The sequence below is a fragment of the Geodermatophilus sp. SYSU D00965 genome (assembly GCF_054050075.1).
On record NZ_JBJGYQ010000024.1, the window covers coordinates 35,544 to 59,606 of the forward strand.

Annotated in this window: 23 protein-coding genes; 7 read left to right on the forward strand and 16 right to left on the reverse strand. The window is 75.6% G+C overall.

The annotated features are described in order from the left end of the window. The first annotated feature begins 48 nt into the window (after window positions 1-48). Both ACI789_RS20180 and ACI789_RS20185 read left to right on the forward strand, forming a co-directional pair. The gene (locus tag ACI789_RS20180) at window positions 49-933 is read left to right on the forward strand and encodes a shikimate dehydrogenase (RefSeq protein ID WP_457011156.1); all 885 of its coding nucleotides are present in this window, start codon (window positions 49-51) and stop codon (window positions 931-933) included. Next, a complete protein-coding gene (locus tag ACI789_RS20185; RefSeq protein ID WP_457011158.1) occupies window positions 917-2,782 on the forward strand; it encodes a bifunctional sugar phosphate isomerase/epimerase/4-hydroxyphenylpyruvate dioxygenase family protein in 1,866 nt (621 codons plus the stop codon). Before ACI789_RS20180 ends, ACI789_RS20185 begins: the two co-directional genes overlap by 17 nt. A gap of 16 nt (window positions 2,783-2,798) precedes the next feature. Here the strand turns inward: ACI789_RS20185 and ngg are convergent, their stop codons facing one another. Then, window positions 2,799-4,550 carry an N-acetylglutaminylglutamine synthetase gene (gene ngg / locus ACI789_RS20190; RefSeq protein ID WP_457011160.1) on the reverse strand — a complete coding sequence of 584 codons (1,752 nt, stop codon included), beginning with the start codon at window positions 4,548-4,550 and terminating at the stop codon, window positions 2,799-2,801. A gap of 380 nt (window positions 4,551-4,930) precedes the next feature. Between ngg and ctaD the strand changes: the two genes are divergently transcribed. Continuing rightward, entirely contained in the window at window positions 4,931-6,691 is a 1,761-nt protein-coding gene (ctaD, locus tag ACI789_RS20195; RefSeq protein ID WP_457011161.1) for an aa3-type cytochrome oxidase subunit I, read from the forward strand. Between the two features lie 158 nt (window positions 6,692-6,849). Here ctaD and ACI789_RS20200 read toward each other — a convergent pair whose 3' ends face one another. After that, complete coding sequence (locus ACI789_RS20200; protein ID WP_457011162.1) at window positions 6,850-7,557, reverse strand: dienelactone hydrolase family protein; 708 nt, start codon at window positions 7,555-7,557, stop codon at window positions 6,850-6,852. A gap of 73 nt (window positions 7,558-7,630) precedes the next feature. On the opposite strand from ACI789_RS20200, the gene ACI789_RS20205 reads away from it, so the two are divergent. Further along, on the forward strand, window positions 7,631-7,807 hold the full coding sequence (locus tag ACI789_RS20205; RefSeq protein WP_457011163.1) for a hypothetical protein: 177 nt from the start codon (window positions 7,631-7,633) through the stop codon (window positions 7,805-7,807). Between the two features lie 84 nt (window positions 7,808-7,891). Next, entirely contained in the window at window positions 7,892-9,313 is a 1,422-nt protein-coding gene (locus ACI789_RS20210) for a selenium-binding family protein (RefSeq protein ID WP_457011165.1), read from the forward strand. A gap of 37 nt (window positions 9,314-9,350) precedes the next feature. On the opposite strand, the gene ACI789_RS20215 is transcribed toward ACI789_RS20210, so the two are convergent. The 8 genes from ACI789_RS20215 to ACI789_RS20250 all read right to left on the reverse strand — a co-directional run bounded on the left by ACI789_RS20215 (window position 9,351) and on the right by ACI789_RS20250 (window position 16,577). After that, complete coding sequence (locus tag ACI789_RS20215; protein ID WP_457011166.1) at window positions 9,351-9,752, reverse strand: HNH endonuclease signature motif containing protein; 402 nt, start codon at window positions 9,750-9,752, stop codon at window positions 9,351-9,353. 38 nt (window positions 9,753-9,790) lie between these two features. Beyond that, complete coding sequence (locus ACI789_RS20220; RefSeq protein WP_457011167.1) at window positions 9,791-11,368, reverse strand: DUF222 domain-containing protein; 1,578 nt, start codon at window positions 11,366-11,368, stop codon at window positions 9,791-9,793. A 292-nt stretch (window positions 11,369-11,660) separates the two neighbouring features. Next, window positions 11,661-12,689 (reverse strand): ATP-dependent 6-phosphofructokinase, encoded by a 1,029-nt coding sequence (locus ACI789_RS20225; RefSeq protein WP_457011169.1) that lies wholly within the window; start codon window positions 12,687-12,689, stop codon window positions 11,661-11,663. A 45-nt stretch (window positions 12,690-12,734) separates the two neighbouring features. Continuing rightward, complete coding sequence (locus ACI789_RS20230; protein WP_457011170.1) at window positions 12,735-13,532, reverse strand: FAD:protein FMN transferase; 798 nt, start codon at window positions 13,530-13,532, stop codon at window positions 12,735-12,737. Next, on the reverse strand, window positions 13,529-13,969 hold the full coding sequence (locus ACI789_RS20235) for an FMN-binding protein (protein ID WP_457011171.1): 441 nt from the start codon (window positions 13,967-13,969) through the stop codon (window positions 13,529-13,531). The genes ACI789_RS20230 and ACI789_RS20235 overlap by 4 nt, the downstream gene beginning before the upstream one ends. Then, window positions 13,963-15,282 carry a ferredoxin reductase family protein gene (locus tag ACI789_RS20240; protein WP_457011172.1) on the reverse strand — a complete coding sequence of 440 codons (1,320 nt, stop codon included), beginning with the start codon at window positions 15,280-15,282 and terminating at the stop codon, window positions 13,963-13,965. The genes ACI789_RS20235 and ACI789_RS20240 overlap by 7 nt, the downstream gene beginning before the upstream one ends. A 77-nt stretch (window positions 15,283-15,359) precedes the next feature. Continuing rightward, complete coding sequence (locus ACI789_RS20245) at window positions 15,360-15,728, reverse strand: hypothetical protein (protein WP_457011174.1); 369 nt, start codon at window positions 15,726-15,728, stop codon at window positions 15,360-15,362. Between the two features lie 324 nt (window positions 15,729-16,052). Further along, the gene (locus tag ACI789_RS20250) at window positions 16,053-16,577 is read right to left on the reverse strand and encodes a gamma carbonic anhydrase family protein (protein ID WP_457011175.1); all 525 of its coding nucleotides are present in this window, start codon (window positions 16,575-16,577) and stop codon (window positions 16,053-16,055) included. A 123-nt stretch (window positions 16,578-16,700) separates the two neighbouring features. Between ACI789_RS20250 and ACI789_RS20255 the strand changes: the two genes are divergently transcribed. After that, window positions 16,701-16,949: a hypothetical protein gene (locus ACI789_RS20255; RefSeq protein ID WP_457011176.1), complete on the forward strand. Its 249-nt coding sequence runs from the start codon at window positions 16,701-16,703 to the stop codon at window positions 16,947-16,949. A 23-nt stretch (window positions 16,950-16,972) separates the two neighbouring features. Here ACI789_RS20255 and ACI789_RS20260 read toward each other — a convergent pair whose 3' ends face one another. Both ACI789_RS20260 and ACI789_RS20265 read right to left on the reverse strand, forming a co-directional pair. After that, complete coding sequence (locus ACI789_RS20260; protein ID WP_457011178.1) at window positions 16,973-17,317, reverse strand: STAS domain-containing protein; 345 nt, start codon at window positions 17,315-17,317, stop codon at window positions 16,973-16,975. 119 nt (window positions 17,318-17,436) lie between these two features. Further along, on the reverse strand, window positions 17,437-17,952 hold the full coding sequence (locus ACI789_RS20265) for an Lrp/AsnC family transcriptional regulator (protein WP_457011179.1): 516 nt from the start codon (window positions 17,950-17,952) through the stop codon (window positions 17,437-17,439). 148 nt (window positions 17,953-18,100) lie between these two features. Between ACI789_RS20265 and hppD the strand changes: the two genes are divergently transcribed. After that, entirely contained in the window at window positions 18,101-19,306 is a 1,206-nt protein-coding gene (hppD, locus tag ACI789_RS20270) for a 4-hydroxyphenylpyruvate dioxygenase (RefSeq protein WP_457011180.1), read from the forward strand. 87 nt (window positions 19,307-19,393) lie between these two features. Here hppD and ACI789_RS20275 read toward each other — a convergent pair whose 3' ends face one another. The 4 genes from ACI789_RS20275 to ACI789_RS20290 form a co-directional block, all read right to left on the reverse strand. Next, window positions 19,394-21,043, reverse strand: a complete 1,650-nt coding sequence (locus tag ACI789_RS20275) for a thiamine pyrophosphate-binding protein (protein WP_457011182.1) — start codon at window positions 21,041-21,043, stop codon at window positions 19,394-19,396. Further along, window positions 21,040-21,816 (reverse strand): cyclase family protein, encoded by a 777-nt coding sequence (locus ACI789_RS20280; protein ID WP_457011183.1) that lies wholly within the window; start codon window positions 21,814-21,816, stop codon window positions 21,040-21,042. Before ACI789_RS20280 ends, ACI789_RS20275 begins: the two co-directional genes overlap by 4 nt. A 59-nt stretch (window positions 21,817-21,875) precedes the next feature. Further along, window positions 21,876-23,558 carry a PP2C family protein-serine/threonine phosphatase gene (locus tag ACI789_RS20285; RefSeq protein WP_457011185.1) on the reverse strand — a complete coding sequence of 561 codons (1,683 nt, stop codon included), beginning with the start codon at window positions 23,556-23,558 and terminating at the stop codon, window positions 21,876-21,878. Between the two features lie 105 nt (window positions 23,559-23,663). After that, window positions 23,664-23,969 (reverse strand): DUF1905 domain-containing protein, encoded by a 306-nt coding sequence (locus tag ACI789_RS20290; RefSeq protein ID WP_457011187.1) that lies wholly within the window; start codon window positions 23,967-23,969, stop codon window positions 23,664-23,666. Window positions 23,970-24,063: the final 94 nt, after the last annotated feature.

Below are 24,063 nucleotides of genomic sequence, written 5' to 3' on the forward strand. Positions count from 1 at the left end.
GGTCCCCTGTAACAACTCACCAGCTGGTACATAGGCAGGAGACGGTCCATGACCTCCGGCGCGCAGAGCTTCCTGGTCGGTCTGGTCGGCAGCGGCATCGGCCCCTCGCTGACCCCTCCGCTGCACGAGCGGGAGGCCGACGAGCTCGGCATCCGCTACCTCTACCGGCGGCTGGACCTCGACGTCCTGGAGCGGCCGGCCACCGCCATCGGCGAGATCCTGGCCGCCGCCCGGCTGGCCGGCTACGACGGCCTGAACGTGACCCACCCCTGCAAGCAGCTGGTGCTGCCGCACCTCGACGAGCTCTCGCCCGACGCCGAGGCGCTGGGCGCGGTCAACACCGTCGTCCTCCGCGACGGCCGGGCGGTCGGGCACAACACCGACTGGTCCGGCTTCGCCCGCGCCTTCGACCGCGGGCTGCCCGAGGCCGCGCTGGACCGCGTGGTGCTGCTGGGCGCCGGCGGGGCGGGGGCGGCGGTCGCGCACGCGCTGCTCACCCTGGGCACCCGCCGGCTGACCGTCGCCGACGTCGACCCGCAGCGCGCTGTGGAGCTGGCCGGCGCGCTGCGCGAGCGGTTCGGCGACGCCCGCGCCACCGGCGGCGACCTCGCCACCCTCGAGGGAGCGCTGCGCGACGCGGACGGGCTGGTGCACGCCACCCCGACCGGCATGGCCGCCCACCCGGGCCTGCCGGTGGACGCCGGCCTGCTGCGCCCCGGGCTGTGGGTCGCCGACATCGTCTACCGCCCGCTGGAGACGCAGCTGGTGCGCACCGCCCGCGAGCTCGGCTGCCGGGTGCTCGACGGCGGCGGCATGGCCGTCTTCCAGGCCGTCGACGCGTTCCGGCTGTTCACCGGCGTCGAGCCCGACGCCGAGCGGATGCTGGCGCACTTCACCTCGCTGGTCTCCGGGCCCGATGTCCGCATCCGCTGAGCGCCCGCGGCGGGCCATCGCGACCGTCTGCCTCTCCGGCACCCTGGAGGACAAGCTCACCGCGGCCGCGGCCGCCGGGTTCGACGGCGTCGAGGTCTTCGAGCCCGACCTGGTCGCCTCGCCGTGGTCCCCGGCGGAGCTGGCCGCGCGCTGCGCCGACCTGGGCCTGTCGATCGACCTGTACCAGCCCTTCCGGGACCTGGACTCCGCCGACCCCGACCGCTTCGCCCGCAACCTGCGGCGGTTCGACCGCAAGCTCGATGTGATGGCCGCCCTCGGCGTGGACACCGTGCTGGTCTGCTCCTCGGTGGCCCCGGACGCCGTCGCCGACCCCGACGCGCTCGCCGAGCAGCTGGCCGCCGCCGCGGCGCGCGCCGGGGAGCGCGGCGCACGCATCGCCTACGAGGCCCTGGCCTGGGGCACGCACGTGTCGACGTGGGAGGCGTCGTGGGACGCCGTCCGCCGGGCCGACTCCCCCGCCCTCGGGCTGTGCCTGGACAGCTTCCACGTCCTCTCCCGCGGCGGGGACCCGGCCGGCTTCCTCGACGTGCCCGGCGAGAAGCTGTTCTTCCTCCAGCTCGCCGACGCCCCGCAGCTGCGGATGGACGTCCTGCAGTGGAGCCGCCATCACCGGCTCTTCCCCGGTCAGGGTGCCTTCGACCTGCCGGAGTTCCTCGGCTGCGTGCTCGCCGCCGGCTACACCGGGCCGCTGTCGCTGGAGGTCTTCAACGACGTCTACCGGCAGGCGGACCCTGGCCGGACGGCGGTCGACGCCATGCGCTCGCTGCAGTGGCTGGAGGAGGCGCTCGCGCTGCGCTCCCCCGACGCCGGGCTGCCCACCCCGCCGCCGGCGCCGGCGCTGTCGGGCTGGTCGTTCACCGAGCTCGCCGTCGACGGCGTCTCCGGGCCGCAGGTGGCGGCGGTGCTCGGCACGCTCGGGTTCACCCACACCGGGCAGCACCGCTCCAAGCCGGTCCAGCTGTGGGAGCAGGGGCAGGCGCGGGTGCTGCTCAACGCCTCCGTCGTCCGCCCGTCGGCCACCGGCGTCGCCTCCGTCGCGGCGCTCGGCCTGGAGAGCGCCGACCCCGGCCGCTCCGCGGCGCGGGCCGAGGCGATGAGCGCGCCGGTGCTGCCCCGCACACGGGGGGCGGCGGAGGCCGAGCTGTCCGCGGTCGCCGCGCCCGACGGCACGCAGGTGTTCTTCACCCGCACCGGACCCGACGGCTGGCCGGCCGACTTCCTGCCCACCGGCGCGACCGCCGGCCCCGGCGCCGGCCTGACCCGGGTCGACCACGTCGGGCTCACCCAGCCCTTCGACGCGTTCGACGAGGCCGGGCTGTTCTACCGGGCGGTGCTCGGGCTGGAGCCGCAGGAGGTGACCGAGCTGGCCGCCCCCTTCGGCCTGGTGCGCACCCGGGCGGTCACCGGGCCGGACCGGGCGGTGCGGCTGGCGCTGTCGGTCTCGGCGCTGCGGCGCGGCGGGTGGGCGCCCGGCGTCCCGGAGCCGCAGTACGTCGCCTTCGCCACCGACGACATCGTCGCCACCGCGCGGGCGCTGCGGGAGGGCGGCGCGCCGCTGCTGCCGGTGCCGGCCAACTACGCCGACGACGTCGAGGCGCGGCTCGACCTGCCCGGCGACCTGCTGGCGGCGGTCCGCGAGCACGGCCTGTTCTACGAGGAGGACGCGCACGGCGGCTACCTGCACCTGGCCACCGAGGTGCTCGGCGACCGCGTGTTCGTCGAGGTGGTGCAGCGGCTGGGCGGCTACGACGGCTACGGCAGCGCCGACGCGCCGGTCCGGATGGCGGCGCACCGCCGGCTGCGGCAGGCCGCCGTCCTCCCCCGGTAGCGGGCGCGGCACCCCGCTACCGGCGGCGGGTCTCCGGGAACAGCAGGTCGACGAAGCGCTGCGCGGTCGGCTGCGGCTCGTGGTTGGCCAGCCCGGGGCGCTCGTTGGCCTCGATGAACACGTGCTCGGGCCCGTCGAGGTCCGGCACCATGAAGTCCAGGCCCGTGACCGGGATGCCGATGGCCCGGCTGGCCCGGACGGCGGCCTGCGCGATCTCCGGGTGCAGCCGCGCGGTCACGTCCTCGATCGTCCCGCCGGTGTGCAGGTTCGCCGTCCGGCGCACGCGGATCCGCTCCCCCGCGGGCGGGACGTCGTCCATCGCGTACCCGGCGGCGGCCACCACCTCGGCGGTGACCTCGTCGAGCGGGATCCGCGACTCGCCGCCGGTGGCCCGTTCCCGCCGGCGGCTGGTCTCGCGGACCAGCGCCGTGACGTCGTGCCGCCCGTCGCCCACGACCTCGGCCGGACGGCGGACGGCGGCGGCGACCACCTCGTGGTCGATGACGACCACCCGCAGGTCCTCGCCCGGCACGCACTCCTCGACGAGCACGTCGGGGCAGTGCCGCAGGGCCAGGTCGACCGCCCGCTGCAGCCCGGCCCGGTCGGTCACGCCGACGGTGATGCCCTTGCCCTGCTCACCGCGCGCCGGTTTGACGACCACCTCGCCGACCTCGCCGAGCAGCGCGAGCGCGGCGGTCAGGTCCCCGCCGGTCACCTCGGCGCCGCGGGCCACCCGGACGCCGGCGCCCTGCAGGATCCGGCGGGTCACCCGCTTGTCGTCGCAGCGGCTCATCGCCACCGCCGTCGTCAGCTCCGACAGGCTCTCGCGGGTCAGCAGGCTCCGGCCCCCGAGGGACAGCCGCAGCTCGCCGAAGGCGGCGTCGGTGACCTCCACGCGGATGCCGCGGCGCAGTGCCTCGTCGGCCACGATGCGGGCGTAGGGGTTGAGGTCGTCGAGGCCGGGCGGGCCGGCCACGAACAGCGGCGCGTTGATCGAGTTCTTCCGCTTGACGGCGACCGCCGACACCGGACGGAACCCGAGCTTGCGGTAGAGCGCGATGGCCCCGTCGTTGTCGTGCAGGACCGACAGGTCCAGGTAGGCCCGGCCGCGGGCGAGGTGGCGCTCGGCGAGCACCCGCACCAGCGCCTCGCCCGTTCCCGGTGGCGCGTTGCGCGGGTCCACCGCCAGGCACCACAGGCTGCTGCCGCCCTCCGGGTCGCCGAAGGCCAGGACGTGGTCCACCCCCGTCACCGTGCCGATCACCTGCCCGGTCCGGCGGTCCTCGGCGACCAGGTAGGTGATCGTGCGGCCGTGCAGGTTCCGCCACGTCGTCGCCCGGTCGCCGGTGACCATGCCGGTGGTGCGGTGGATGCGCTCCATCTCGGTGACGTCGCCGGGGCAGGTCACCGTGCGGACGAACACCGCGTCGATGAGGTCACGGCGGGGGCGGTAGCGGTGCAGGTCCAGCCGGAGCGTGTAGCTCGGGTCGACGAACAGCTCGTCCGGGGCCAGCCCGACGAGCACCTGCGGGTCCCGCGGGTAGAGGCAGATGTCCCGGCGACCGGGGCTCTCGTGACGCAGCACGTCGACGATGCCGTGCAGGTCGGCGAACGTCTGACCGAACACCAGTCGCCCCCAGCCCAGGTCGAGGGCGACGCCGGGGTGCACGCCGCGCAGCTGGTGCTCCGACGGCGGTCGCCAGGGGTGGCCGGTGAGCGGCGCCGGGGCCACGCCGGACGGACGGCGGCGCACCTCGGGGCGCGTCACCACGGGACACGCCCGGGGGCCGGGAGGGGCAGGTCGGGGACCCGCGTGCTGACGCGCATGGGGAGCCATCCCTGGGGAGACGGGTCCGCACCCTCGGGACGCGGACCGCCGGATGCGCCGCGCGGCGTTCCCGCGCGAGCAGTCCTCCGAGTCCACGGCGAGTTTCTGCACCGGGCCGGGCCGAGGGGGCGTGCCCCGGCCGGCCTCCTCCGAAACACGCCCGTAACAGAAGGGGCTCCGCCCGGGTGTCGCCGGCGCCGGGGTGGGGCCATGATGGGGGCGCCCGGAGCCCCCTGGGCTCATCCGCCGCGGCCGGCGGCCTCCTGCAGGGACGCATCCATGAGCTCTCGCCCTCGCACCCCCCGTCCGGGACCGACCCCGTGACCGCCATCGCGCCGCGGCCGATCGTCAGCCGCCCGAGCGCCGCGCCGCAGGCGGCGAAGGGCTCCCGGCTGTCGAACCTGCTGCGCACCACCGACCACAAGACGATCGGCCTGATGTACCTGGTCACGTCGTTCGTGTGGTTCATCGTCGGCGGCTTCATGGCGATGCTCATCCGGGCCGAGCTGGCCCGGCCGGGGCTGCAGTTCCTCTCGCCCGAGCAGTACAACCAGCTGTTCACCATGCACGGCACGGTGATGCTGCTGTTCTTCGCGACGCCGCTGTTCTTCGCGTTCGGCAACCTGATCATGCCGCTGCAGATCGGCGCGCCGGACGTCGCCTTCCCGCGGCTGAACGCCTTCTCGTACTGGCTGTTCCTCTTCGGCAGCACCATCGCCGTCGCGGGGTTCATCGCACCCGGCGGGGCGGCCGACTTCGGCTGGTTCGCCTACACGCCGCTGTCCGACGCCACCAACTCGCCCGGCGCAGGGCCGAACCTGTGGATCGCCGGCCTGGCCGTCTCGGGTCTGGGCACGATCCTCGGCGGGGTCAACTTCGCCACGACGATCGTCTGCCTGCGGGCGCCGGGCATGACCATGTTCCGGATGCCGATCTTCACCTGGAACACGCTGGTCACCAGCCTGCTCGTGCTGGTCGCCTTCCCGATCCTCACCGCCGCGCTGATGGCCCTGCTGGCCGACCGCCAGCTGGGTGCGCAGGTGTACGTCGAGGAGAACGGGGGCGCCATGCTCTGGCAGCACCTGTTCTGGTTCTTCGGCCACCCCGAGGTCTACATCATCGCGCTGCCGTTCTTCGGCATCGTCACCGAGATCATCCCGGTGTTCGCCCGCAAGCCGCTGTTCGGCTACAAGGGCATGGTCTTCGCGACCCTGGCGATCGGCTTCCTGTCGCTCACCGTCTGGGCGCACCACATGTACGCCACCGGCGCGGTGCTGCTGCCCTTCTTCGCCTTCCTGACCTACCTGATCGCCGTGCCCACCGGGATCAAGTTCTTCAACTGGATCGGCACCATGTGGCGGGGCCAGCTGACCTTCGAGACGCCGATGCTGTGGTCGATGGGCTTCCTGGTCACCTTCCTGCTCGGCGGGCTGACCGGTGTGCTGCTCGCGTCGCCGCCGCTGGACTGGCACGTCTCCGACAGCTACTTCGTCGTCGCGCACTTCCACTACGTCGTCTTCGGGACCGTCGTCTTCGCGGCCAACGCCGGCATCGCCTTCTGGTTCCCGAAGATGTGCGGCCGGATGATGGACGAGCGGCTGGGGAAGCTGCAGTTCTGGATGACGTTGATCGGCTTCTGGGGCACGTTCCTGGTGCAGCACTGGCTGGGTGACGAGGGCATGCCGCGCCGGTACGTCAACTACCTGCCCTCCGACGGGTTCACCACGCTGAACACGGTCTCGACGATCTTCTCGTTCGTGCTGGGTGCCTCGGTCATCCCGTTCCTCTACAACGTCTTCAAGTCCTGGCGGTACGGGCCGCTGGCGCTGCGCGACGACCCCTGGGGCCACGGCAACTCGCTGGAGTGGGCGACCTCCTCGCCCCCGCCGCGGCACAACTTCACCGAGATCCCGAGGATCCGCTCCGAGCGGCCGGCGTTCGAGGCGCACTACCCGCACCTCGTCGAGCGCCTGGAGCGGGAGAAGCACGTGGGCAGCCGGCACGAGCCCTACGCGGGGGTCAGCGAGGTGGGCCTCACCGGCGGCGGGCGCCAGGGTTCCCGGGACCCCGACCCGACCTGAGCCGGCGCCGTGACCTCGGCACGGAGGGCGGGGCGTCCCGCGTCCGGAGCGGCTCGCCCCTGGCCGGAGCGGCCCGCCCCCCGGCCGGAGCGGCCCGCCCCCCGGCCGGAGCGGGAGCACCCGGCGGTCGGGCCGCCCGGCGGAACCGACCCGGGCCGTCAGCCCCGCAGGTGGGTGTCGAGGAAGCGCAGCATGCGGGCCCAGGCGTCCTCGGCCGACGGGTGGTGGTAGCCGAACCCCGCGATCCGCTCGAGGACGGCGAACGGGCCCACGTTGTGCCGGTTGAGGAACGAGTGCCCGGCGTCGGGGTACTCGTGGACGTCGTGCGGGACGCCGTGCCGGGTGAGGACCCCCTCGAGCCGCTCGGCCGCTCCGCGCAGCGCCCGGTCACGCCGGCCGAAGCTGGCCACGACCGGGCAGGCACCGGCGAGCACCTCCTCGGCGTCCTTCGGAAGCAGCCCGTAGTTGGGTGCTGAGACGTCGAAGCCGCGGGTGGCTGCCAGCAGCGCGAACCCGCCGCCCATGCAGAAGCCGACGATCCCCACCCGGCCGGTGCCGTCGGGCCGGTCGGCCAGCCACCGGCGGGTGGTCTCCAGGTCGCCGAAGGCCGGGCCGTCCTGCCGGAGCAGGTCCCCGAACGTGCGCTTGAGACAGCGCAGCCCGCCGGCGGTGAACAGGTCCGGGGCGACGGCGAGGTACCCGGCGGCGGCGAGCCGGTCGGTGTGCGCCCGGACGTCGTCGGTGAGCCCGAACGCCTCGTGCACGACCACGACCCCGGGCCACGGACCGTCCCCGACCGGCGGCACGGCCAGGTGGGCCCGCAGGTACGGGGCGCTGACCGCGCCAGGGATCGTCGTCTCGGGCACCCTGGGTCTCCCTCCGCCGGGAGACGGACGCTACCGACCCGACCGGGTCCCGGCAGGTCGCAGAGGAGGACCCGTGCGCACCGCCCGATCCCGTTCGTGGAGGCGCGCGGCGACCCTCGCGACCGGCGCGCACCTGCTCGTCCCGGTGCTGGTCGGGGCGCAGCAGCGCGAGTACCGGCGGCTGCTGGCCCAGGCCCGCCACCGGCCAGGATGGTGGAACCGCAGGCTGCAACCGCGCGCCGGGTGCTGAGCCGCGGGCGCGCGCGGGGGGCTTCCCCCGGCCGGCCGACGGCGGGAAGGTCGGTGTTCCCGTGCCGCCACCGGAGGACCGACCATGAGCTCAGCGACGGGCACCACCGACCCCACCTTCTACCGCAGCGCGGCCGAGGCCATCGCCGCGCCGACCGAGCAGCTCGCGTACGTGGTCGCCTTCGACCGGGCCGGCCAGAAGCCGGACGCGCTCACGGTCGTCGACACCGACGCGGACTCCCCCACCTACGGGCAGATCGTCGGCTGGGCCGACCTCCCCACCGTGGGCGACGAGCTGCACCACTTCGGCTGGAACGCCTGCTCCAGCGCGCTCAAGCACGAGGGCCACGACATGGGCCACGACGGGCTGCAGCGGCGCTACCTGCTGCTGCCGGGGCTGCGCAGCTCGAACATCCACGTCTTCGACACCCGGCCCGACCCGCGCCGGCCCACGCTGCACAAGACGATCGAGGCCGAGGAGCTGGCGGAGAAGGCCGGCTACTCCCGGCCGCACACGCTGCACTGCGGACCGGACGGCGTCTTCCTGACCTGCCTGGGCGGCGCGAGCGACGGCGACGGGCCGGGTGGCATCGCCCTGCTGGACCACTCGACCTTCGACGTCCTGCGGGCGTGGGAGACCGACCGCGGGCCGCAGTACCTGGCCTACGACGCCTGGTGGCACCTCAACCAGAACACGCTGGTCTCCAGCGAGTGGGGCACGCCGAACATGGTCGAGGACGGGCTGGTGCCCGAGCTGCTGCTCGGCGGCAAGTACGGGCACCAGCTGCACTTCTGGGACCTCGCCGAGGGCCGGCACGTGCAGACGGTCGACCTCGGCGCCGAGCAGCAGATGGTGCTGGAGCTGCGGCCCTCGCACGACCCCGAGGCGACCTGGGGGTTCGTCGGCGTCGTCGTGTCGACGGCGGACCTGTCGGCGTCGGTGTGGCGCTGGTTCCGCGACGGCGACGAGTGGAAGGCCGAGAAGGTCATCACCATCCCGGCCGAGCCCGCCGACCCCGAGGACCTGCCGCCGGCGCTCAAGCCGTTCTCCGCGGTGCCGCCGCTGGTCACCGACATCGACCTGTCGGTCGACGACCGGATGCTGTACGTCTCCTGCTGGGGCACCGGGGAGCTCAAGCAGTACGACGTCTCCGACCCGGCCGCGCCCCGCGAGGTCGGCTCCATCCACCTCGGGGGCGTCGTCCGCAAGACGCCGCACCCGGCCGCACCGGAGAAGGCGCTGGCCGGTGGCCCGCAGATGGTGGAGATCAGCCGCGACGGCCGGCGGATCTACCTCACCAACTCCCTCTACGGCGCCTGGGACGACCAGTTCTTCCCGGCCGGCGTCGGGTCGTGGATGGCGAAGATCGACGCCGACCCGCAGTCGGGTGGGATGACCCTCGACGAGCGCTTCTTCCCGCACGGCGAGGACTGGCGGGGTCTGCGGCCGCACCAGGTCCGGCTGCAGGGTGGCGACGCCTCCTCCGACTCCTACTGCTACCGCTGACCCACCGGACGGCCACCGCCCTGCTGCTGCCGCCGGCTCAGTAGGGCGGTGGTGTGGTGACCGCGGTCAGGCCGGTGGGGGTGGTGACGGTGAGCGTGCCGTCGGGCGCGAGGGTGTGCCGCCAGCCGGGGGCCTGGTGTTTGCCGCGGTGGTCGGGGGTGCAGTAGCCGGCGAGGTTGGCCGCGGACGTGGGCCCGTCGGGATGGGGCCGGTTGTGGTCGAGTTCGCCGCCGGCCGGCACCCGGCGGCGACAGCCGGGAAAGCGGCAGCGGCGGTCGCGGGCGCGGACGAACCGGTCGAGCGCGGCGTCGGGCCGGTAGCCGGCGGTGGGGCCGGGCGCTCCCAGGCCGGGCCGGGCAGTGAGGTCGTGGTCGCAGCGGTCCGGGCGGCGGCGGCAGGTGGGGCGGCCGCAGTGCGCGGCGCGGCGCAGCCCGGGCACGTCGGTGAGCGCGGTCAGGGCGCCGGTGAGCGCGTCGGTCAGGGCCAGGCGGGGCCGGTCGGCCAGCCCTCCGCCGGCGGTGGCGGCCAGCAGCGCGGCCAGCTCCTCACGCTGGGCGTCGCTCGCGGCGGCGAGTGCGGCCAGGCTGTCGGGCGTGGCGGTGAGCCGGCCGGCCGGGCCGGTGTGCCAGGCGGCCTCGTCGGCGGCGTCGGCCGCTTCGGCGGTGCGCAGCAGCCGCCGGGCGTGGCCGAGCGCGAGCGTGGCGGCGTGCACCGCCGCGGCCGCGTCATCGACCGCCCGGTCCGCGTCCGCCCACCAGCCGCTGGGCGGTGGCGGCTGGGTGCGGTCGGCCAGTGGATCGGGATCGGCCAGCGCCTCTGCGTCGGGATCGGAGTCGGCGCTGCCGAGGTCGCCCGGGCCGGCGTCGGGCCGATCCTCGGGTGGGTCGGAGTCGGCGCTGTCGGAGCCGCTCGGGTCGGTGACGGACCAGGCATCCGGGGGGGTTCGGGTTCGTCGTCGAGCTCGTCGGCGAGCACCCGGCGTTCCATCTCCGCCCACCAGCGCGCCAGCTCGGCCTGCTCGACCTCCTCCCACGGCCGGTCGTCGGCAGCGGCCGCGGCGGGCCTCGGAGTGGCCGCCGCCGGAGGTTGCTCGTCGACGGCCGCGAGATCGTGGCCGGTGAGGCCGCGCAGCAGGTGGCGGACCATCTCGGCGGGCACCACGTGCCCGTCGACCTCGCCGGGCGCGTCCCCGCCGAGCAGCGTGGCCACGGAGGCCACCACGGTCAGCAGCACCTGCACCGGCGGCAGATCGCCCTCGCCGGGGCGCAGCACCAGGTCCAGCAGGCAGTCGACCATCTTCTGCCCGCGGGTCCGCTCATCGCCGGGTTCGGCGTCCAGGGCGTCGGCGCAGGCCCCCAGCGCCCGGTGCAGCGCCTGCGCCTCGGGCATGGTGCACACCACGGTCAGCGCGGCCATGCCCGCGGTCCGCTCCGGGCGCAGGCTGATGCCCCGCTGCCGCAGCGCGCGGGCGAGGTCCTGGGCGGCGTCGCGGGCGTTGTGCCTGGCGACCACGCGGCGCACCCGATCCCCCAGCTGCGCGGGGGTGGTGACCCGGTGCCGGGTGTGCACCCAGGCGATCAGCTCGTCCAGGATCCGGGCGCGCAGCGCCGCGTCACTGATCGGCGCGACGTGCTCGAGCAGGCACCACAGGTGCCCGACGTGCAGCACGCCCGCCTCCAGCGCGGCCAGCGCCTCCGGCAGCCGGTGCACCAGGGTCAACGAGCGCTCCAGCTCGGCCTCGGCCTTCGGGGTGCTGAGGTTCAGCGCGATCGCCAGCTCCGGCGCCGCCCACTCACTGACCGCCCGCAGCACCTCGGACCGCGCCGCCCACCGCTCGGCGCTCATCGCCCCCGGCTCACCCTGCGGCCGGTCGACCGAGGAGGGCCGGGTCGCGGCGAACGCCGCCACCGCCCGCGCCCGCAGTGCGGTCTGCCGGGCGACCTCCCGATCCGCGGCCTGCACCGCACCCAGCGGCCCCGACGCCCAGCCCACCGCCGGCGGCGGCGCAGCGGAGAGCGGCGGGCGCTCCGCCTCCGCTGTCGTCTCCACCGTCACGGATCGATCGTATGTTCGAACGAGCGGCTGGCACAAGAGCTGTGGACGACGAAAGGCCAGGTCAAGGAACGGTCAGGGCCTCCGGGAAGGGATGCGGCGAGGGTGATGGTTGAGGCGGTTGGGGGGTCGGGACAGCAACAGAGCTGGGCCCGGCGGGGTGGGCTCTGTTGGCGCCGGTCCGGCAGGGGTCGTCAGCCACGGCCGCCACGCGGACGGGGCTGCCGACGGCACGGGCGCGCGAGTCGTCCCACCGGGCGCCGGTGAGGCGATCCGGACGCCCGAGCCCCCGTGCTCAGCCGGTGAAGGCGCCGGTCTCGGCCAGCCGCGCCGGGGTCACCGTCTTGAGACGCGCCACGGCGTCGGCCAGCGGGACCAGCTCGATCTCGGTGCCGCGCAGCGCCACCATCTGACCGTGCCGGCCCTCGTGCGCGGCGATCGTCGCGTGCAGGCCGAAGCGGGTGGCCAGCACCCGGTCGAACGACGTCGGGGTGCCGCCGCGCTGGACGTGGCCGAGCACGGTCGTGCGCACCTCCTTGCCGGTGCGCCGCTCGAGCTCGTCGCCGAGCTGCTGGGCCACGCCGGTGAACCGCTTGTGGCCGTACTCGTCGATGCCGCCGTCCCGGACGAGCATCGTGCCGGGGATCGGCGAGGCGCCCTCGGCGACGACGCCGATGACGTGCGTGTCGCCGCGGGCGAACCGGTCCTCGACGATCTTGGCCACCTCGGCGACGTCGAAGGGCTCCTCGGGCACGAGCGTGACGTGCGCGCCGGAGGCCAGCCCCGCGTGCAGCGCGATCCAGCCGGCGTGCCGGCCCATGACCTCGACCAGCAGCACCCGCTGGTGGGACTCGGCGGTGGTGTGCAGCCGGTCGATGAGGTCGGTGGCGATGCTGACCGCGGTGTCGAACCCGAAGGTCAGGTCGGTGCAGTCGATGTCGTTGTCGATCGTCTTCGGGATGCCGACGACCGGGACCCCCGCCTGCGAGAGCAGGTGTGCCGCGGTGAGGGTCCCCTCGCCGCCGATCGGGATGAGCACGTCGACCCCGTGCGCGGCCAGCACGGCCTTCATCTGCGGCAGGCCGGAGTGCAGCTTCTCCGGGGCGACGCGCGCCGAGCCGAGCGTCGTCCCGCCGCGGGTGAGCAGGCCGTCGACGGCGGCGACGTCCAGGGGCGTCGTCCGGTCCTCCAGCAGCCCGCGCCAGCCGTCGCGGAACCCGACCACCTCGCTGTCGTAGTGGGCCGTCGCCGTGCGGACGACGGAGCGGATGACCGCGTTCAGGCCGGGGCAGTCGCCCCCGCCGGTCAGGATCCCGATGCGCACCGGCGTCTCCTCGTGTTCGTGGGCCGGGTCGCCGTCGACGATACGTCATGACGACATGACGACACGCCGATGCGGGGTCACATCGGTGTGAAGAACACGAGTGCTCCTGCCGTCGGCCCACACGACCAGCCCGGTGCGCCCGGGGCGGGTGCCCAGCCACCGGGCGGCGTCCAGGCCCCGGGCGTAGGCGGCGGTCGCGTCGACGTCGGCCTCGGTCAGCGTGGCCGCGACGACGGTCACGCTCGCCACGCCCTCCGGGGGCCGGCCGGTGCGGGCGTCGACCAGGTGCGCTCCCCGGTGAGCGGTGCCGGAGGTGGCCACGGCGCCGGTCCGCACCGGGACGACGGCCAGCACCCGCCGGGGGTCGTGCGGGTCCTCGATGCCGACCCGCCACGGCGGCGCCTCGGGGTCGGCGGTCCGGCAGAGCAGGTCGCCGCCCGTGGAGAGGCACACGTCGGTGTCCGGCAGCGCGAGCAGCGGGACGGCGGCCCGCTCGGCGGCCCACCCCTTGACCACGCCGCTGGGGTCGAGCACCGGCGTGCCGTCGGGGCCCGGACGGCGGACGGCGAAGGCTCCCCCGGAGTCGCGCTCGGCCTCCTCCCCCAGCGCCAGCACCTCGGCGACCTCGGGCGGGCAGTCGGCGAGCCCGATCTCCCCGCGCCCGAGGCGGGAGACGGCCGAGTCGGGGCGGTACGTGCTGAAGACCGCGTCGACCTCGCGCAGCACGGCCAGGGCGGCGGCCCACGCGGCGTCGGCGCGGGGCCCGGTGGCGTGCCGGCCGCGCAGCGCCAGGCTGACCGGCATCCCCATCACGTGGGCGACCCGGCGCTGCGGTGGACTCACAGTCCGGCCTCGTCGAGGGCGGCCTGCAGCGACTCGACGTAGCCCTCGCTGGTCACCGTCGCACCGCTGACCATGTCGATGTCGGCGCCCTGCGCGTCGAGGGTCTCCTGCACCAGCCGCGGGACGGCGTAGGCGTTGATCTGCCGGTCCTTGCCGTTGCCGGTCGGGTACTCGACCACCTCGACGTCGGTGAGGCGGCCGCCGGAGACGGTGACCTGCACCTGCACCGGCCCCCACCGGGTGTCGACGGCCGGGCCGGTGACGACCGTGCCGTCGGCGACCGAGGCGTCCGCGCCGGCCTCGGCGGTCGAGGCGACCACCGACTCCTCCGCGGTCACCGCGGGACCGGAGGTCGAGGTCTGGTAGCCGAACAGCAGCACCAGCGCGGTGAGGGTGCTCATGAACCACAGGACGACCCGGCGCACCCCCGTCACCACCCGAAGTCCTCGACGTGCACCCGGCCGGTGGGGACGCCGGCGGCCGCGGCGGCCCGCCGGACGTCGTCGGCCCACCCCTCGGGCCCGCAGACGTAGACGTCCCGTTCGGCGACGTCGGGCACCCAGTACCGCAGCGCGGAGACGTCGTCCGCGCTGCCGACGCCCTCGCCCAGCCACGAGCCCTCGGCCCGGCGGGAGCCGGGCAGGAGGACGACGTCCAGACCGCGCTCCCGGGACAGGACGGCGAGCTCGTCCGCGAACAGCGGCCGGTCGGCGAACCGGTAGAGCAGGACGGCGTCGCCCGGCGCGTAGTCCAGCCCCTCGGCCAGCGCGCGCAGCGGGGTGATCCCGACGCCGGCACCGATGAGGGCCACCCGCCGCCGGGTCCGGGCCCGCGCCGACAGCCGGCCGTAGGGCCCCTCCACGAGCGCCCGGGTGCCGGGGCGCAGCGCGCGGAGGGCGCCGCTGCCGTCGCCGAGGTCCTTGACGGTGATCCGCAGGCTGCGCCCGTCGGGGGCCGCCGACAGCGAGTACGGGTGGGCGCGGGTCCAGCCGGGGCCGGTCAGGAACCGCCAGGTCAAGAACTGCCCGGCCTCCGCGGGCAGGCGGTGCAGGCCGCGGCCGGTCAGGTAGACCGACACGACGCCGTCCCCCTCCGGCACCACCGAGGTCACCCGCAGCCGGTGCCGGGCGCTGCGCCACAGCGGCAGGCCGACCCGCCAGACCAGCACCGCGCCCACCGCCGCTCCCCACAGCCCCCACCAGAAGACGGTGGCCGCCGGCGAGGCGAGGAACTCCTGGCCGGTCCACAGCTGGTGCGGCAGCGCCAGGCCGGCACCCAGGTAGGCGTAGAGGTGCAGCAGGTGCCAGGACTCGTACCGCAACCGCCGGCGAGCGGCCCGCACGCTGGTCACGACCACCATGACCAGGCAGGCGGTGCCCGCCACGGCCAGCAGCATCCCGGGGTGGTCGGTGGTGAGCTCCCAGATCGTCGCCGGCGTGCGGGCCAGCTCCCCGGCGGCGTAGCCCCAGGTGATCAGCACCAGGTGGGCCACCAGCAGCGTGAAGGAGGTGAAGCCGACGACGCGGTGGGTGCCGGCGAGGCGATCCTGGCCGAAGGCGCGCTCCAGCACCGGCACGCGCGCCATCAGCAGCACCTGGACCAGCAGGAGCAGCGAGGCGACCAGCCCGGTGAGCCGGCCGACCGAGGTCAGCCCGCTCTCCCACCCGGTCAGCTCCGAGACACCGCCCCCGGCCGCCCACCAGTAGGCGACCAGCAGCACGCCCAGCCACAGCAGGACCGCCGCTCCCACGCGCACGGCTCCGTCGGTCCGGGCGCGACTGCCCGGCGGGGCCGCGGGCGCCGGCGCGACCGCCACCGCGAGGGCGCTCACGCCGGGTCGCCGTCGTCGGTGGTCCCGCTCCCGTCGTCGGTGGTCCCGGTCCCGTCGTCGGTGGTCCCGGTCCCGTCGTCGGGCGTCGTCCCGCCCTGGTCCCCGCCGAGACCGGGCGGGACGCCGTACGCGCCGCCCGGCGGGAACCCGCGCCCGCCGTCCCGGCCGGAGAAGCCGTCCGCGTCGTCGCCCTGAGCGGGGACGCCGCTCTGGGTGATCGCGTCGTCGGAGCCACCGTCCCCGGCGGTCATGGCCCCGACCGCGAAGCCGCCGAGCCCGCCGGCGAGCACGAGGCCGGTGGCGGCCGCGGCGACAACCAGCCCGCGGCGGCCGGCCCGGCGCGGGCGCGCGGCGGCGGGCGGCACAGCGCCGGGCGGCGGTCCAGCGGCGGGCGGCGGCACAGCGGCCGCCGGGAGGCCGACGGTCCCGGGCGGCTGGGGCAGCTCGGCGGTCGACGCCTGGTCGGGCGCCCCGGTCGCACCGGCTGGAGGCTGCGGGGGCGGCGGCGCTGCCTCAGCGGGCGCCGGCGCGGGCTGCCCGGCGGGCGGAGTGGGGGCCGGCTCCCAACGGGAACCGCTGTGGGCGTGGTCGGGGTGGGTCACGGTCTCCTCCGGTGTCGGGGTGAGTGCCCACCGTGACCGGCTCGCCTGTTCCGAGCCCGTGCGGTTCCTGTGCGTTCGCTGGAGGCCTCAGCCGACCTCGGTGACCCCCGCGGCGTGCCGGCGGGCCAGTTCGCGGTAGATCCCGGGGTTGCCGTCGACCCAGCGCGCGGCGCCGGCCGACAGCGGTCCCCGCACGCGGGCCGGCGCACCGAGGGCCACGACCTCGTCGGGGACCTCCATCCCGGGCGGCACCAGGCTGTGCGCGCCGACGAGGGCCCGGCGGCCGATCCGCGCGCCGTCCTGGACCGTCGCGCCGTTGCCGATCAGCGCCTCGGCCCCGATCACGGCGCCGTGGACGACGCACATGTGGCCGACCGTGGCGCCGGGACCGACCTCGGTCTCCGGGTCGGCGCCCCCGTGCAGCACCGAGTTGTCCTGCACGTTGGCCCCGGCCCGGACCACGATCCGGCCGAAGTCGGCGCGCAGCACGACGCCGTACCAGACCGACGCCCCGGCCTCGACCACGACGTCGCCGACCAGGGTCGCGGTCGGCGCGACCCACGCCTCCGGGTGGACCTGCGGGCTGCGGCCTTCGAAGGAGAACAGCGGCACGCGGGGCAGCCTAGGCGGGGCTCTCCCGCGCCGCTGACCAGGCTCGTTGCGATCGGAGGACGCTCCGGCACACACGCGCCCGGCTACGCGCCGGCCCCGGCGAGGAACGGCAAGGTCGCGGACGTGACGTCGTCGGTGTGGGTCCAGTCCGTGCACGACCTCCACTGCCCCCGGTGCGGCACGCGGCTGGTGCAGCGGGCCGGCCGGTACGACCTGCCGCACCGGCCGGCGCCGGTCTACGTCGGCGACGTGGAGACCCTCACCTGCCGGTCGGGGCACGCGCTCCCGGACCGGAGGGTCCTCTACGCGTACCGGGAGCGCCGCGGGCTGCCGCGGCAGACGCCGGTCCGGGAGGTCGCCCCGCCGCGGTGAGGCCGCCGGTCAGGGACGACCCGTCAGGAACCCCAGGGGTCCTCGAGCACGAACATCGGCGTCAGGCCGGTCAGCTCCAGCACCTGGCAGAACCGCGGCCTGGCGCAGCGGAGGACCGCCGGCCGCCCGGCGCCGGCCGCCTGCCGGGCCCAGCGCACCAGCATCGCCAGGCCGGAGGAGTCGATGTAGCCGAGCTGGTCGACGCAGACCGCCACGACGTCCCCGATCCGGACGCCGTCGGCGTGCATCTGCGACACCAGCGGTGCGTCGACGTCGCCGCACAGGTACAGGACCGGGCCGACGGCCTCGTGCACCACCTCGAAGGAGCCGCTGGGCGGCTCGTGCTCATCCCCCCGCAGGACTCCCACGCCGCACACTGTGGCGTCCCGCCGGTTCCCGGGCAAGGCCTCGGGAACTGCAGTGTTCCGCAAACGGCCCGGCCACGCACCGGGCGCCGTCCGGAACGCCGGCGGAGCGGTGCGGCCGGTCACGGCGCGGCCGTTCCGCGGTAGCCGGGCGCGCGGCCGGCGGGGCGGGGCTCCCCGGCCGACAGCAGCGGCAGCACCCGCCTGGGCACCAGCTCGGACAGGGCGACGACGCTGGTCGAGCGCACCACCGACGGCGAGCGCCCCAGCCGCACCAGGGTGTCCTGCAGCGCGCCGTGCGACTCGGCGGCGACCCGGCACAGCACGTCGCCGGAGCCGGTGGTGGCGTGCGCCTCCAGGACGCCGGGGATCGCGCGCAGGTCGGCGGTGACCTCCTCCAGCGCGCCCTGGGCGATCTCCAGCGTCACGAACGCCTGGACGCCGTAGCCGGCGGCGGCCAGGTCGACGTCCGGGCCGTAGCCGGTGACCACCCCCGACTCCTCCAGCCGGCGCAGCCGCGCCTGCACCGTCGCCCGCGCCACGCCCAGCCGGCGGGACAGCTCCAGCACCCCGGCACGGGGCTGCTCGGTGAGGGCGGTCAGCACCGCCAGGTCGAGCGCGTCCAGCCGCTGCTCCACCGCCACCTCCGGATGTGCAGAACGGACAGCTCACCGCCCGTCGCGGGCGCCGAACTGCCCGGATCGACCAGCCCGATCGAGACATCTTGCCCACTCCGGGGCGCGGAGGTGAGCTGGACCACCACCGGAGGAGCGACGGGAGCGCGCCATGAGCCTCGAGCACACGCTGACCGACGACGAGAAGCTCGCGAGCCTGACCCTGGAGGAGCTGCGCCAGCTGGTCGGGCTGGTCGAGCACGACCCGGCCACCGACCCGTTCCCGGTCAGCGGCTGGGACGCGCTGGTCTGGGTCGTCGGCAACGCCACCCAGACCGCGCACTTCTTCCAGTCCGCGTTCGGCATGGACCTGGTGGCCTACTCCGGGCCGGAGACCGGCAACCGGGAGTCGCGCAGCTACGTGCTGACCTCGGGCGCCGCCCGGTTCGTCGTCCAGGGGGCCTACGACCCGGCCAGCCCGCTGGCCGACCACCACCGCCGCCACGGCGACGGCATCGTCGACATCGCCCTCGCCGTCCCGGACGTCGACCGGTGCGTCGCGCACGCCGCCGCCCAGGGCGCCACCGCGCTGGAGCAGCCGCACGACGTCACCGACGAGCACGGCACGGTCCGGCTGGCCGCGATCGCCGCGTACGGCGACACCCGGCACACCCTCATCGACCGCTCGCGCTACGCCGGCCCGTACCTCCCCGGCCACGTCGCCCGGACGTCGTCGTTCGTCCGGCGGCCGGGCGCCCCGAAGCGGCTGTTCCAGGCGATCGACCACGTGGTGGGCAACGTGGAGCTCGGCGCCATGGACCGCTGGGTGGACTTCTACAACCGGGTCATGGGCTTCACCAACATGGCCGAGTTCGTCGGCGAGGACATCGCCACGGACTACTCCGCGCTGATGAGCAAGGTCGTCGCCAACGGCAACCACCGGGTGAAGTTCCCGCTCAACGAGCCCGCCCCGGGCAAGAAGCGCTCGCAGATCGACGAGTACCTGGACTACTACGGCGGCCCGGGCGCGCAGCACGTGGCACTGGCGACCAACGACATCCTGGCCACCGTCGACGCCATGGCCGCCGAGGGCGTGGAGTTCCTCGCCACCCCGGACTCCTACTACGAGGACCCCGAGCTGCGCGCCCGGATCGGCGAGGTGCGGGTGCCGGTCGAGGAGCTGCAGCGGCGCGGGGTCCTGGTCGACCGCGACGAGGACGGCTACCTGCTGCAGATCTTCACCAAGCCGACCGGCGACCGGCCCACGGTCTTCTTCGAGCTGATCGAGCGGCACGGCTCGCTGGGCTTCGGCAAGGGCAACTTCAAGGCGCTGTTCGAGGCGATCGAGCGCGAGCAGGCCCGCCGCGGCAACTTCTGACGCCCTCCATCGGGCGCGATCATGGCGCCGAGACCACCCCGGGACGGCTTCCCGTGGTCACGGCGCCATGATCGCGGGAGGGATGGCTCAGTGGCCGCGGAAGGCCTCCTCGAGCCACCACGACGGCTCGTCGGCCACCACCTTCGCGTCGAGGAACAGCGGCGCGGTCCGCGGCCCCGCCAGCCACTGGGCCACCGCGGCGAGGTCCTCGACGGCGCGCACGGTGACCGCCTCGAAGCCGTGGCCGCGGGCGATCGCGGCCAGGTCGGCGTCGGGGAAGCGCACCGTGTCCAGCGGGTGCCCCTCCGGCCCGAAGTGGTGCACCTCCGCGCCGTAGGCCGCGTCGTCGTAGACCACGACCACCATGGGCAGCCCCAGCCGCACGACGGTCTCCAGCTCCGCGGCGCCCATCAGCGCGCCGCCGTCGCCCAGTGCGGCCACCGGCAGCCGGTCGGGGCGGGCCAGCGCCGCGCCGATCGCCGTCGCCAGCCCCAGCCCGACGGACTGGAACGCCTGGGTGAAGCAGGAGCCGAACTCGTCGGGGACGTCGAGGAACATGCTCGGGTACCCCATGAAGTTGCCCGAGTCGACGGCGACCACCCGTTCGGCGGGCAGCAGGTCGTCCAGGGCGATCGTGAGGGTCCGCGGGTCGATCCGGCCCGGCCGCTCCCCCGGGGTGAACGGGACGTCCCGCCAGCGCACCCGCTCGGCGATCGCCTCCCCCACCGCGGGCGTGCGGTAGCCGGTCGCCGCGCCGGCGCCGAGCGCGGCCACCGCCGCCTCCGCCGTCGCCCGCACGTCGCCGGCCACGCCGAAGGTGAGGTCCCGGTGGACGCCGAGCGCCGCCGGGTCGTCGTCCACCTGGACCACGACCGCGTCGTCGGCGATCAGCCGGCCGTGCCGCATCGTCCACATGTTGAGCGCGCAGCCCCAGCCGACGACCAGGTCGGCGCCGGCGATGAGCTCGGCGGCCAGCGGGGAGGCGAAGCCGCCCGAGACGTCCAGCGACCACGGGTCGCCGTGGAAGAGCCCCTTGGCCACGGCGGAGGTGGCCAGCAGCGCCCCGGACCGCGCGGCCAGCGTCTGCAGCGCCGCCCGGCAGCCGGGGCCGCGCGCGCCGCGGCCGGCCACGAACACCGGCCGCCGGGCGTGCTCGAGGGCGTGCACCAGCCGCTCCACGTGCTCCGGCGTCACCAGCGGTGCCGGCGCGGGCGGCAGCGGGGGCGGCCCGGCCGGCACGGGCAGGACGTCGACCTGCACGTCCAGCGGCAGGTTGAGCAGCACCGTCCGCCGGCCGTGCACCGCGGTGCCGACCGCGGCGGCGACCTGGTCGAGGGCGTCGCCGGCCGAGGTGACCCGCATCGGCACCGCGCCCACCGCCGTGGCCAGGGCGACCTGGTCGACGGCGAAGTTCGACCGCGGCGAGGTCGCCTCGGCGGCCAGGACCACAAGCGGCGCCCGGCTCTTGGCCGCCTCGGTGATCCCGGTCAGGGCGTTGGTGAGCCCGCAGCCCTGGTGCACGCTGAGCGCCACCGGCCGGCCGGTCATCCGGGCGTGCGCGTCGGCCATCGTCGCCGCCCCGCCCTCGTGCCGCGCGGCGACGAAGCGGGCACCGGCGGCGACCATGGCGTTGGTGACGGCGAAGTTGCCCGAGCCGACGACGCCGAAGACCGCCTCCACCCCGCAGCCGACCAGCGCGGCGCCGACCGCCTCGGCGACCGTCGTGCGGGGCGTCATCCCCTCTCCACCAGGGCGACCACCCGGGCCGGCGAGCCGGAGCCGGACACGATCGGCAGCGGCGCCGCCACGAGCACCGCGCCGGTGGGCGGCAGGGCGGCCAGGTTCTGCAGCTGGGTGAGCCCGTACTTGCCGCTGCCCATCAGGGCGGCGTGGCACGGGAAGGGCGGGTCGAAGGAGTGCGCGGCGCCCGCGTCGGTGCCCACCGTCTCCACGCCGACGCCGATCACCGGCGCCTCCTCGGCCAGCCACCGGGCGCAGGACGGGGCGATGCCCGGCGTGTGCGCCCCGGTGTCGTCGGCGTTGAGGAACTCCTCCTGGGAGCCGCTGCGGACGTCCCAGCCGGTGCGGTAGAGCAGCCACCCGCCCTCGGGCAGCGGCCCGTGCTCGGCCTCCCAGGCCCGGACGTGGTCGACCTCGAGCAGGAAGTCCGGGTCGGCGGCTGCCTCGGCGGAGAAGTCCAGGACGGCGGCCGGGCCGATCAGCCGGCGCGCCGGCACCGACGCGACGTCCTCGCCGCCCTTCCCGGTGACCCAGTGGTTGGGCGCGTCGAAGTGCGTCCCGGTGTGCTCGCCGGTGCGGAAGTTGTTCCAGTACCAGGCCGGGCCGCGGTCGTCGTACCGGGACAGCTCCTCCAGCTCGAACCGCGCCGTCTGGGCGAACTCCGGCGGCAGCGCGATCACCGGCGTCTCGGCCGACAGCGGGGCGGTGAGGTCGACGACCTCGATGCTCCCGTCGGCCAGGGCGGCGGCGAACGCGGGCAGGATCGACATGGCGGTTCCTCCGGCTGGGAGTGGGGGCGCTGGCCCGCCGAGCATGCCGCACGTGCAGGTCAGGCCGGTGCGGTGCCGTCCTCGGCGGCGAAGCGGACCGCCACGATCGCGACGTCGTCGTCGGGGCGGTGCCCGACGATCCGCGCGAGCAGCGCGTCGCACAGCGCGTCCACGGTCGTCGGACCCACGTCCCGGACGAGGGCGACCAGCCGGGCGGTGCCCTCGTCGATGCCGGTCCGGCCCTGCTCGACCAGCCCGTCGGAGTAGAACAGCAGCGTGTCGCCGGGGGCGGTCTCGGCCACCGAGTCGGTGCGCGGGCGGGTCGACTCCGCGCCGAGCAGCGTCTCGGGGGTGGACCCGAGCACCCGGACGCTGCCGTCGGCGCCCAGCTGCAGCGGCGGCAGGTGCCCGGCCGAGGACCAGCGCAGCGTGTGCCGGCCGTCCCTGGCCTGCTCCGGGGTCTGCTCGATGCGGGCGATGAGCGCCGTGGCCAGGGTGCCGATGTGCAGCCCGGTGAGGACGCCGTCGACGCGGGTGAGGATGCGCGCCGGCTCCTCCTGCCGGTCGTAGGCGATGCCGCGGAGGATGCTGCGCACCTGCCCCATGGCGGCCGCGGCGTCGACGTTGTGGCCGACGACGTCCCCGATGACCAGCAGCGTGGCCCCGTCGGGCTGCTGGAAGGCGTCGTACCAGTCGCCGCCGACGTGCATCGTGCTCGACGCCGGCACGTAGCGGACGGCGATCTCCAGGCCGTCCGGCTGCGGCGGCGGGGTGAGCAGGCTGCGCTGCAGGGTCTCGGCGACCTTCAGCTGGCGGCCGTAGAGCCGGGCGTTGTCGATGGCCAGCGAGGCGCGGCGGGCCACCTCGACCGCGGTGGCGATCTCCATCTCGCCGTGCGGCGGGCGCTCGCCGGTGTTGACCAGGCCCAGGGCGCCGAAGGTCTCCGAGCGGGCGCGCAGCGGCACGATGACCAGCGACCGCGCGTCCAGCCGCTCCCACGCCTGGCGGACCCCCTCGTCGGGCAGCGTCGGCTCCACGAGGCGGGGGTCGATGGAGGTCACCTGCACGGGCTCGCCGGTCAGCAGGGCCGCGGCCATGGGGTCGTTCTCCGCGCCGGGCGCCGGCACCCGCCCCTCGAGGTAGTGGTCGAGGTCGGCGAGGACGGCGGGGTCGCGGTGCGCCCGGGCCTCGGAGACCCGGCCGTCGTCCTGCAGGACGCTGACCACGGCCCAGTCGCACAGCCGGGGCACGACGAGGTCGACCAGCTTGCCGATCGACTCCCCCGCGTCCAGCGTGCTGATCATCGCCTCGCTGACCTCGGCCAGGAAGCGCAGCCGGTCGTCCTCGGCCGCGGCGGCCGCGGCGTCGTCCGCGCCGGCCGAGGGCAGCCCCTCCGGCAGCGGGCCGGCGCTCTCCCGCAGGTGCAGGTGCAGCAGGTCGCCCACGCGGACGGCGGTGGCGTCGAGCCAGCGGCCCGCCGGCGGGTAGAAGCCCCGCCAGGTCACCCGCTCCCCCACGCTGCGCGCGTGCAGCAGGAAGCTGTGGAAGATCGTGCCGGCGAGCTCGGGCAGGGCGATCCAGATGTTGCGGGCGACCAGCTCCTCGCGGTGCCGGCCCAGCAGGTCGGCGGTGTCCTGGTCGACCGAGACCAGCGTCCAGTCGGCGTCGAAGACGGCCCGCGCCCGGGGATCGGAGCCACCCGCCCCGGCGACGCGCGCCGAGCCCCCGACCGCATCGCTCACGACGTCCCCATCACCTCGGCCGGCGGGATCCCCCGTGCATGACGGAGGCACAGTACGCCAGTCGGCGGGGGGTCCCGGGCCCGGCGACGAACGCGGGACGGCGCGTCAGCCCAGCCGCTCCTCCAGGCGCACGGTGACCGGGTCCCCGACCTCCTTGCCGATCGCGGTCCGGACCTCGGCGGTCACCGGCAGCTTGTGCGTACCGTCGCCGAGGGCCATGAACGAGCTGCGGAACGGGTGGCCGTCGACGGTGCCACGGACCTTGACCAGACCGCGGGTGCCGAAGAACTCCGCGGACCCGGGCATCTGCACGTAGGTCCAGCCACCCTGCGAGGGGCTGCGGACCAGCGGCGCGGTGAACTCGACGTCCAGCGGGCCGGGCCCGCCTCCGGTGGGGGACTTCCTGCGCATGGTCGCCGTCCTCTCGAGGGGGTGGTCCACCGGCTTGGACGGCGGACGGCGGGTGAACTCATCGCGCGGCGCACCCCACCCACCCCGACCTGCC

What these genes read in the sequence shown, in the direction of transcription:
- ACI789_RS20180 (WP_457011156.1), top strand. Translation starts at nt 49, where the DNA reads ATGACCTCCGGCGCGCAGAGCTTCCTGGTCGGTCTGGTCGGCAGCGGC.
- ACI789_RS20185 (WP_457011158.1), top strand. Translation starts at nt 917, where the DNA reads ATGTCCGCATCCGCTGAGCGCCCGCGGCGGGCCATCGCGACCGTCTGC.
- ACI789_RS20210 (WP_457011165.1), top strand. Translation starts at nt 7,892, where the DNA reads ATGAGCTCAGCGACGGGCACCACCGACCCCACCTTCTACCGCAGCGCG.
- hppD (WP_457011180.1), top strand. Translation starts at nt 18,101, where the DNA reads ATGAGCCTCGAGCACACGCTGACCGACGACGAGAAGCTCGCGAGCCTG.
- ACI789_RS20275 (WP_457011182.1), bottom strand. Translation starts at nt 21,043, where the DNA reads ATGACGCCCCGCACGACGGTCGCCGAGGCGGTCGGCGCCGCGCTGGTC.
- ACI789_RS20280 (WP_457011183.1), bottom strand. Translation starts at nt 21,816, where the DNA reads ATGTCGATCCTGCCCGCGTTCGCCGCCGCCCTGGCCGACGGGAGCATC.
- ACI789_RS20290 (WP_457011187.1), bottom strand. Translation starts at nt 23,969, where the DNA reads ATGCGCAGGAAGTCCCCCACCGGAGGCGGGCCCGGCCCGCTGGACGTC.